Raw genomic sequence first — 7,918 nt, forward strand, 5'->3', positions numbered from 1 at the left:
GTCGCCGACATCGTCCGGCACGCCCGCACCTCCAAGCGCACGTTCTACGACCAGTTCGCCAGCAAGGAGCAGTGTTTCCACGAGTTGCTACATGCCAGCGTGGCACGACTCAGTGCGCAGATAAGCGCCGCAGTCGATCCAAAAGCCCACTGGCAGAGCCAAATCCGTCAGGCCGTCGAGGCCTACGTCAGCTATATCGAGTCGACGCCGGCGCTGACGCTGGCCTGGATCCGTGAACTCCCGGCACCCGACGCCGCGGCGCGGCCATCGCAGCGCCGCAACACCGAACTGCTGACCCGCGTACTGGTGGACCTGAGCAACAACCCGGCCATGCGCAACGCCGGCCTGCCACCCCTGACCCATGCCAAAGCGGTGATCCTGGTCGGCGGTTTGCGTGAACTGACAGCTCAGGTGGTCGAGGACGGACACAGCCCGCGCGAGATCGTCGATCCCGCCGTGCAGGTCGCGATCGCGCTGGTCGGCTACCGCTACTGATCGACGGTGTCGCGAAAGTGCAACTGCCGAAACGTTTCCCGAGTAGACCCGTCGGCAGTCGCACTCTCGCGAGGCGGTCGCGCTCAGGCCGCGACGAGTTCGCGTTCCGTCGACTTGACGTCGCTGCGGTTCTTCGGCGGCATGGCCAGCTTGACGATCTTGCGGACGACGGTGCCGAACTGCCTGGGCAGCGAACCAGCGTTGTAGGGGATGCCGTAGCGCTTGCAGATCGCCTGCACCTCGCCTGCGATCTCCGGGTAGCGGTGCGCCGGCATGTCCGGGAACAGGTGGTGCTCGATCTGGTGCGACAGATGGCCGGACAGGATGTGAAAGAGCCGGCCGCCGGTCAGGTTCGCCGAACCCAGCACCTGGCGGAAGTACCACATGCCGCGGGACTCGCCCTGCGTCTCCTCGATGGTGAATTCCTGTGTGCCGTCGGGGAAGTGGCCGCAGAAGATGATCATGTACGACCATACGTTGCGCATCAGGTTGGCGGTCAGGTTGCCGGTGAACACGAACGGGGCGAACGGGCCTGCCAACAGTGGGAAGGCGACATAATCCTTGAGTGTCTGCTTGCGGGTCTTGCGCCAGATCTCCTGCAGCACCTCGCGTTTGTCGGCTAGCCGAATCTCACCGGACGTGATGCGCTCGCTTTCCATCTCGTGTAGGGCGACGCCGTACTGGAACAGCACCATCAGCAGGAAGGCGTAGACCGGGTTGCCGAGGAAGTAGGGCCGCCACGGTTGGTCTTCGCTCATCCGCAGGATGCCGTAGCCGATGTCGCGGTCCATCCCGACGATGTTGGTGTGGGTGTGGTGCATGTAGTTGTGCGAGTGCCGCCACTGGTCGGCGGGGCAGGCGGTGTCCCATTCGAATTCCTGGCCGCGTATCGACGGGTCACGCATCCAGTCGTACTGGCCGTGCATGATGTTGTGGCCGATCTCCATGTTGTCGAGGATCTTCGAGATCCCCAGCATGGTGGTACCGGCCAGCCACGCCGGTGGCAGGATTCCGGCCATCAGCAACCCACGGCCACCGACTTCGAGGGCACGCTGCGTCTTGATGATCCGACGGATGTAGTCGGCGTCCCGCTGGCCGAGGTCGGCCATCACGCGCTCTTTGATCGCGTCGAGTTCGGCGCCGAACGCGTCGGCCTGTTCGGGCGTCAAGGTGATCTTGGTCTGATTCATATCGAGCCTCCTCATCTCTAGAGCGCAATGTCGACGTCGCCGACGGGGACGGACACACAGATCTGCACGTCCTCGTCGGGCGCGGTCGACACCGCACCGCTGGTCAGGTTGCGCACGACGCCGCTGGTCTTGCGGCGGGTGCAGGTGTGACAGATGCCCATCCGGCATCCGTTGGCAGGGCTCAATCCGGCCGACTCGGCTTGCTCGAGCAGCGGTCGCCCGTCGTCAACGACTTCAATCGCACTGTCTGCGAACGTGACTCGGCCCCCGGACGGCTTCGCCGGCAGATCGAGCGCGGGCGGAACGAAGCTCTCCGACTGCGCGTGGGCGCAGTGCTCGCGGACGGCGTCGACCAAAGCCGCGGGGCCGCAGACGAACACCGCGTCAGGCTGCGGCATGGCCGCCGCCAGGTGCTCGGCACCGAACCGGCCGTCGAGGTCGCCTCCGCGAGATCGGGTGTAGCCGTGCAGCACCCGAACGCCTGCCATCGCGGCCAACTCGTCGTAGTAGCAGGCCTCGGCGCGATTACGGGCGTAGTGCACGAACGCGATCTCGCCCGAGTGTCCTTCGTCGACCAGCGTGCGCAGCATCGCCAGGACTGGGGTGATGCCGCTGCCGCCGGAGACGAACAGGATGCGGCGGGGCCGTTGCGCCGGCAGGACGAAGTCGCCACCGACACCGGTCAGGCCTACCACCATCCCGCGGCGCGCGTGCTCGCGCAGGTAGGTCGAGACCAACCCGCCGTCGTGCTGGCCGATCGTCAACTCGAGCTGCGCGGCGCCTTCGGCGTTGGCCGGTGAGTAGCACCGGGTGTGCCGGCGGCCGTCGATCTCGACCGCGAGGTTGACGTACTGCCCCGCGCGCAATGGGTCGGGGGCGTCGGTGAACGCTTGATTCGGTGCCAGCACCAGGGTGACGCTGCGGGGGGTGTCGCGACGGACGTCGACGACCTTGGCGCGACCCTCCGCGCGTGTCCACGCGGGGTCGACGACCTCGGTGTACCGGTCGACGCCGTGCGGTCCGGTGAGCAGGTCGACCAGGTTGGAGCCCAGTACCCGCTGCTTCAAAGTTTGGGTGAACATGTGTATACGGTGCGCGCAGATACTGCAGTTCGTCAAGGGTTTCCCCAGGTCTGTGTTACGGTTCACACAGTGAACAGTCGTGTGCCTAGCTCACGACCGCACCGCTCGAGCCGGTCGCGTAGTCGTGAGGGACCGTCCCGCGAGGAGCGCAAGGAAGCAACTCGGCGGGCGATCGTGGCTGCCGCGCTCAAGCTTCTCGACGAACGCAGTTTCAGCGGCCTGAGCCTTCGTGAGGTCACCCGTGAGGCGGGTATCGTGCCCGGCGCGTTCTATCGCCACTTCGAATCGATGGAAGCGCTCGGGCTGGTCCTGATCGACGAGTCGTTCCGCACCCTGCGTGACATGCTGCGCGGCGCCCGGGCCGGCAAGTTGGACCCCAGCAGGGTGATCGAGTCCTCGGTCGAGATCGTCGTCGCCAGCGTCACCGAGCGCCGCGAGCACTGGCGCTTCATCGGCCGTGAACGATCCAGCGGCGTTACCGTGCTGCGGTACGCCATCCGCACCGAGTTCCGGCTCGTCACCTCCGAATTGGCCACCGACCTGGCCCGCTTCCCCGGCCTGAGCAGCTGGAGCACCGACGACCTCAACATTCTGGCGCAGCTGTTCGTGAACTCGATGATCGTGATCGCCGAAGCCCTGGAAGACGCGCAGACCCCCGACGCCATCGACGAGATCCGCCAAACCGCGGTCAAGCAGCTGCGGATGATCGTCATCGGGATCAACGGCTGGCGCAGCCAGCCTTAAGCATCCGCTAGCCCTGTTCATGGCGCGCGGGAGGCTTCGACCCGCACCTGTACACCGTGGAGTCAGTGCATTCCGCGCCGTCACCCGAAGAGGGAGTCGCCGTCCTCGGGGGCCCCGCTGACCTGACCACGATGGACGTGGGTGGGGCGTTCCTCGATCGGGTGGGCGTCCTCCAGCACATCGGGTTCCTCTTCGGCGAGGCGCTGGTCAAGGGATTCGCCCTCACGCTCTTCGCGCGCCGTCATCCCGAACTTGTTCGCCGCACTCCAATCGTCGGGCGGGGTGATGACCGCGTCGCCGTCGTCGTTGCGGATCTCGTCGGAATCAGTCGACTCGCTCGGATCCAGGGTTTCATCGGGCATGCCCCCTCGGTTCCCCGTGGCCTTCGGCGGCTAAACCCCGACCATGGCTCGTTGACTCTGCGGTGGGGGCGGCGGGCAACGGCGTGTCGCCGCCCTGTGCGCAGAGTCACCGTGACTTATCGCGGTGCCCGCCACATCGGCCACAGTGTCGGGCCGCCGTTGGGGATGACGAGCTCGCCCCTCACCTCGAAGCCGAATCGCTGGTAGTACGGCACGTTTGCGGCCTTGCTGGACTCCAGATACGCGGGGGCGTGTTCGGCGTCGACGCGGTCGAGACGGGACTGCATGAGCGCCTGGCCGTAACCTTGGCCGCGCACCGCCGGGTCACTGCCGATCACCGCCAGATACCAGTGCGGCTCCTCGGGGTGCTGCGACTTCATCGCCGCGAACAGTTCGCCGAGTCGGCGGCCACGGGCCAGCCGCGGTCCGAAGCCGACGGCCAATGACGGCAACATCATCAGCTGTGCGCGGGTCGACTGCTTCCAGCGTCCCGGCGGATCCCACAGCGCTGCCGCGCCGATCGTCGACCCGTCAGCGGCCACCTCCACCCCGCCGCCGGCGAGATGGTGATGCCGGGTGACGGTGGCGAAGAATTTCCGCAGGTGCTTCGCTCGTGCCTGCGCGTCGGGCATGAGCCAGATCGACACCGGGTCGTCGAAGAACGCCCGGGCCAGCGCATGCGACAGCTCGGAGACGTCGGCCTTGCGCGCCGGACGCGTAGTGATGGTCATCGACCGCCACAGTAGTAGCGTCACGAATCGTGTGGGACTTCGAAACCGATCCCGAGTTCCAGCAGAAGCTGGACTGGGTCGAAGCATTCATGGTCGACGAACTCGAGCCGCTCGATCTGGTGTCGCTGGACCCGTACGACAAGAAGGACCCTGCAACGATGGCGGTCCTGCGGCCGCTGCAGCAGCAGGTCCGCGACCAGGGGCTGTGGGCCGCGCACCTGACACCCGAACTCGGCGGCCAGGGCTACGGCCAGGTCAAGCTCGCGCTGCTCAACGAGATCCTCGGTCGCTCCCGGTGGGCCCCGTCGGTGTTCGGCTCGCAGGCGCCCGACTCCGGCAACGCCGAGATCCTCGCGCTGTTCGGGACCGCCGAGCAGAAGACGCGCTACCTCCAGCCGTTGCTCGCCGGCGAGATCACCTCGTGCTACTCGATGACCGAGCCGCAGGGCGGGTCCGATCCCGGGCTGTTCGTCACCCGCGCCGAACGCGACGGCTCAGGAGGCGACCACTGGGTGATCAACGGCGAGAAGTGGTTCTCCACCAACGCCCGCCACGCGACCTTCTTCATCGTCATGGCGGTCACCAATCCCGACGCCCGCACCCGCGACAAGATGTCGCTGTTCATCGTCCCCGCGGGCACACCCGGTGTGGAGATCATTCGCAACGTCGGGGTCGGAACGGAGTCACACGCCACCCACGGCTACGTCCGCTACGCCGATGTGCGGGTGCCGGCCGAGAACATCCTCGGCGGCGAGGGCGAGGCGTTCGCGATCGCGCAGACCCGGTTGGGCGGCGGTCGCATCCATCACGCGATGCGCACGATCGCGCTGGCCCGTCGGGCATTCGACATGATGTGTGAGCGGGCGGTATCGCGGCAGACCCGGATGGGTCCGCTGGCGAATTTCCAGATGACACAGGAGAAGATCGCCGACAGCTGGATCCAGATCGAGCAATTCCGGCTGCTGGTGCTGCGCACCGCCTGGCTGATCGACAAGCATCACGACTACCAGAAGGTGCGCCGCGACATCGCCGCGGTCAAAGTCGCGATGCCTACCGTCCTGCACGATGTCGTGCAGCGCGCGCTGCACCTGCACGGCGCGCTCGGGGTGTCCAACGAGATGCCGTTCATCAAGATGATGATCGCCGCGGAGTCGCTGGGCATCGCCGACGGCGCCACCGAACTGCACAAGATGACCGTGGCCCGGCGCACGCTGCGCGAATACGAGCCGGTGTCAACGCCTTTCCCGTCGCAACACCTGCCCACCCGGCGCGCCGAGGCGCAGGCGCGACTGGCCGCACGCCTGGAGCATACGATCGCCGAGTTCTAGGACGGTCGCCGCCGGGCGGGGCGTTGGTCCGCACCCGACAGGGGTCCAAGGACTCTTCGATCCGGCCTGGCAGCGCGGCGGACTCAGCGCCATGCAGTTATACCGTGATCGTGCCGACGCCGGGCGCCGACTGGCTCAACATCTCGACTCGCTGCGCGGTGAGGACCCGGTGGTCTTGGGATTGCCGCGCGGGGGTGTGCCGGTGGCCTACGAGGTCGCCAAGGCGTTGGCAAACGCGATCGCGGTCGGTGACGCCGAAAATGATCTGGCGCTGCTCTTGTCGGCCGAGGTCCGCGCCGCGGTGGCCAACGCCGTGCCGCCAGTGCGAGAACGCGCCGACCTGGTCCTCGAAGCAGAGAACGGGGACGGCGTCAACGGCCTGCTGACCGGCCCCTATCTGACCGGCGCCCAGCGACTGTGTCCGAACCGCCGATGGATCGACATCGGCACCTTCGACGACGGCAGCCAGATAGATTGCGGACCACGAAGGAGGCGCGTCGCGAACGTCACGGGTTCCCACACCCGACCGGGACCTCGCCGAACAGGTATCGACCTGGGAGGACCAGTTGGTGGCACACGAGGCCGCCGATCTGGAGCGCACACGAACCCGGTTGATCGAAGAAATCGAAGGCAGGTATCTCGATTCCTCGCAGTAGTGCTCGGGCCGAAAGTCGCGCGCACAGGGCCCAATGGCCCTACGCCCCAGGTCGTCGGCGTCATAGCGTCGAATCGGCTTGAGAGTCAACTCTGCCGGTAGCCAACGATATTCAGGAGGTTCACATGACCACCGCCCGTGACATCATGCATGCCGGACCACAATGCGTGACAGAGCACGAGACGCTGACCTCCGCCGCGCAACACATGCGCAATCTCGGGGTGGGCGCGCTGCCGATCTGCGGGGACGACGAACGGCTGCACGGGATGCTCACCGACCGGGACATCGTGATCAAGTGCATAGCGGCCGGCCATGATCCGAATACGGTCACCGCTGGAGAGTTGGCCCAGGGCAACATCTATCGCGTCGACGCCGACGCAAGCATCGAAGTGATACTCACCACCATGGAAGAGCACCAGGTGCGCCGACTGCCCGTCGTTGAAGCGCATCGTCTGGTCGGCATCGTCAGCGAAGCCGACATCGCCCGTAATCTGCCCGACCACGAGGTGGCGCAGTTCATCAAGGCAGTGTGCACCCCGCAAGCCATCACCAGCAATTGATGACATCATGAGCGCTCACTACGACCCGGGCCCGGCAGCGGGCGAATACAGCCGGGACGACGACGATCAACTGCAGCCAGAAGACACCCTGATCGATCGCGGTGTCGACGACGTACTCGACGAGGGCTACTCACCGCCCGAGCAGCCATATGGCCGCAGCGCATTCGGGCCGAGACCGAATCTCGACCAGCTACTTGCCGAGGAAGAGCCGGATCCGGCATCGCGACTCAACGCCTGGCTCGACGAGGACGAGAAACTTCGCTCGGATGCGGCGGAACGCCAAAGCGAATTCCCCGAATCGAGTGAAGCCGGCGACGTCCGCAGTGGGCGACTTGTGGCTCCGGATCGAGGAACTGGCGCCGACGACGAGGCAGAACTGTTCGCCGAAGATGTCGGCATCGGCGGTGGTGCGGCCAGCGCCGAAGAAGCCGCGATGCACATCATCGACGTCGAGGAGTGAGCCGGTCCGGCCGCGGTACCGCACACCGGCAGAGCACAAAGCCATCACCTATACGGGGCTTTCGCGGTCGCACGGGGCTTGCGTAAGCCTCAAGCCGCGCAGGTCTTTCGGCCATGCGGTAAGGGTCCGACGACCTCATGCCGGCATCCCGATCACCTGCGACGATGAACTATCCAAACGGTTTTCCCTGGAACGCACAAAATCGCTTCGGCGCCGTTCAGTCCGCGATCACGAAACAAGCTGCGCAGTAGCAAACAAGCTGCGCAGTAGCGCTTCACGCGGCGTCGTGGCCCTCCCCAGCCCGGGCAGCC

9 protein-coding genes and 1 pseudogene are annotated in these 7,918 nt (G+C 66.1%); 6 read left to right on the plus strand and 4 right to left on the minus strand.

Annotated features, from left to right (window positions below):
• A partial coding sequence (locus tag AC2VOG_RS02470) for a TetR/AcrR family transcriptional regulator (protein ID WP_486938331.1) occupies window positions 1-495 on the plus strand: 495 nt, incomplete at its 5' end.
• Window positions 496-578: 83 nt separating this feature from the next.
• On the opposite strand, the gene AC2VOG_RS02475 is transcribed toward AC2VOG_RS02470, so the two are convergent.
• Together AC2VOG_RS02475 and AC2VOG_RS02480 are read right to left on the minus strand one after the other, a co-directional pair.
• Complete coding sequence (locus AC2VOG_RS02475; protein ID WP_486938332.1) at window positions 579-1,685, minus strand: fatty acid desaturase family protein; 1,107 nt, start codon at window positions 1,683-1,685, stop codon at window positions 579-581.
• Between the two features lie 17 nt (window positions 1,686-1,702).
• Entirely contained in the window at window positions 1,703-2,767 is a 1,065-nt protein-coding gene (locus tag AC2VOG_RS02480) for a ferredoxin reductase (RefSeq protein WP_486938333.1), read from the minus strand.
• Window positions 2,768-2,836: 69 nt separating this feature from the next.
• Between AC2VOG_RS02480 and AC2VOG_RS02485 the strand changes: the two genes are divergently transcribed.
• Window positions 2,837-3,511 carry a TetR family transcriptional regulator gene (locus AC2VOG_RS02485; protein ID WP_486938334.1) on the plus strand — a complete coding sequence of 225 codons (675 nt, stop codon included), beginning with the start codon at window positions 2,837-2,839 and terminating at the stop codon, window positions 3,509-3,511.
• An 80-nt stretch (window positions 3,512-3,591) separates the two neighbouring features.
• Here the strand turns inward: AC2VOG_RS02485 and AC2VOG_RS02490 are convergent, their stop codons facing one another.
• Together AC2VOG_RS02490 and AC2VOG_RS02495 are read right to left on the minus strand one after the other, a co-directional pair.
• Window positions 3,592-3,873, minus strand: a complete 282-nt coding sequence (locus AC2VOG_RS02490) for a hypothetical protein (protein ID WP_486938335.1) — start codon at window positions 3,871-3,873, stop codon at window positions 3,592-3,594.
• A gap of 116 nt (window positions 3,874-3,989) precedes the next feature.
• A complete protein-coding gene (locus AC2VOG_RS02495; RefSeq protein ID WP_486938336.1) occupies window positions 3,990-4,604 on the minus strand; it encodes a GNAT family N-acetyltransferase in 615 nt (204 codons plus the stop codon).
• A 26-nt stretch (window positions 4,605-4,630) separates the two neighbouring features.
• Here AC2VOG_RS02495 and AC2VOG_RS02500 point away from each other — a divergent pair, with 26 nt between their 5' ends.
• The 4 genes and pseudogenes from AC2VOG_RS02500 (at window position 4,631) to AC2VOG_RS02515 (ending at window position 7,607) form a co-directional block, all read left to right on the plus strand.
• Window positions 4,631-5,932, plus strand: a complete 1,302-nt coding sequence (locus AC2VOG_RS02500) for an acyl-CoA dehydrogenase family protein (protein WP_486938340.1) — start codon at window positions 4,631-4,633, stop codon at window positions 5,930-5,932.
• Window positions 5,933-6,023: 91 nt separating this feature from the next.
• Window positions 6,024-6,398, plus strand: a pseudogene (locus AC2VOG_RS02505) (HAD hydrolase family protein); the annotation flags it as partial.
• A 314-nt stretch (window positions 6,399-6,712) separates the two neighbouring features.
• Window positions 6,713-7,147 carry a CBS domain-containing protein gene (locus AC2VOG_RS02510; protein ID WP_486938338.1) on the plus strand — a complete coding sequence of 145 codons (435 nt, stop codon included), beginning with the start codon at window positions 6,713-6,715 and terminating at the stop codon, window positions 7,145-7,147.
• Between the two features lie 7 nt (window positions 7,148-7,154).
• A complete protein-coding gene (locus AC2VOG_RS02515; protein ID WP_486938339.1) occupies window positions 7,155-7,607 on the plus strand; it encodes a DUF5709 domain-containing protein in 453 nt (150 codons plus the stop codon).
• Window positions 7,608-7,918 lie beyond the last annotated feature (311 nt).

It is taken from the genome of Mycobacterium sp. TH-M11 (genome assembly GCF_057473725.1).

Excerpts from the sequence above, each read along its gene's own strand:
- AC2VOG_RS02510 (WP_486938338.1), top strand. The coding sequence starts at position 6,713 with ATGACCACCGCCCGTGACATCATGCATGCCGGACCACAATGCGTGACA.
- AC2VOG_RS02515 (WP_486938339.1), top strand. The coding sequence starts at position 7,155 with ATGAGCGCTCACTACGACCCGGGCCCGGCAGCGGGCGAATACAGCCGG.
- AC2VOG_RS02495 (WP_486938336.1), bottom strand. The coding sequence starts at position 4,604 with ATGACCATCACTACGCGTCCGGCGCGCAAGGCCGACGTCTCCGAGCTG.
- AC2VOG_RS02480 (WP_486938333.1), bottom strand. The coding sequence starts at position 2,767 with ATGTTCACCCAAACTTTGAAGCAGCGGGTACTGGGCTCCAACCTGGTC.
- AC2VOG_RS02490 (WP_486938335.1), bottom strand. The coding sequence starts at position 3,873 with ATGCCCGATGAAACCCTGGATCCGAGCGAGTCGACTGATTCCGACGAG.
- AC2VOG_RS02475 (WP_486938332.1), bottom strand. The coding sequence starts at position 1,685 with ATGAATCAGACCAAGATCACCTTGACGCCCGAACAGGCCGACGCGTTC.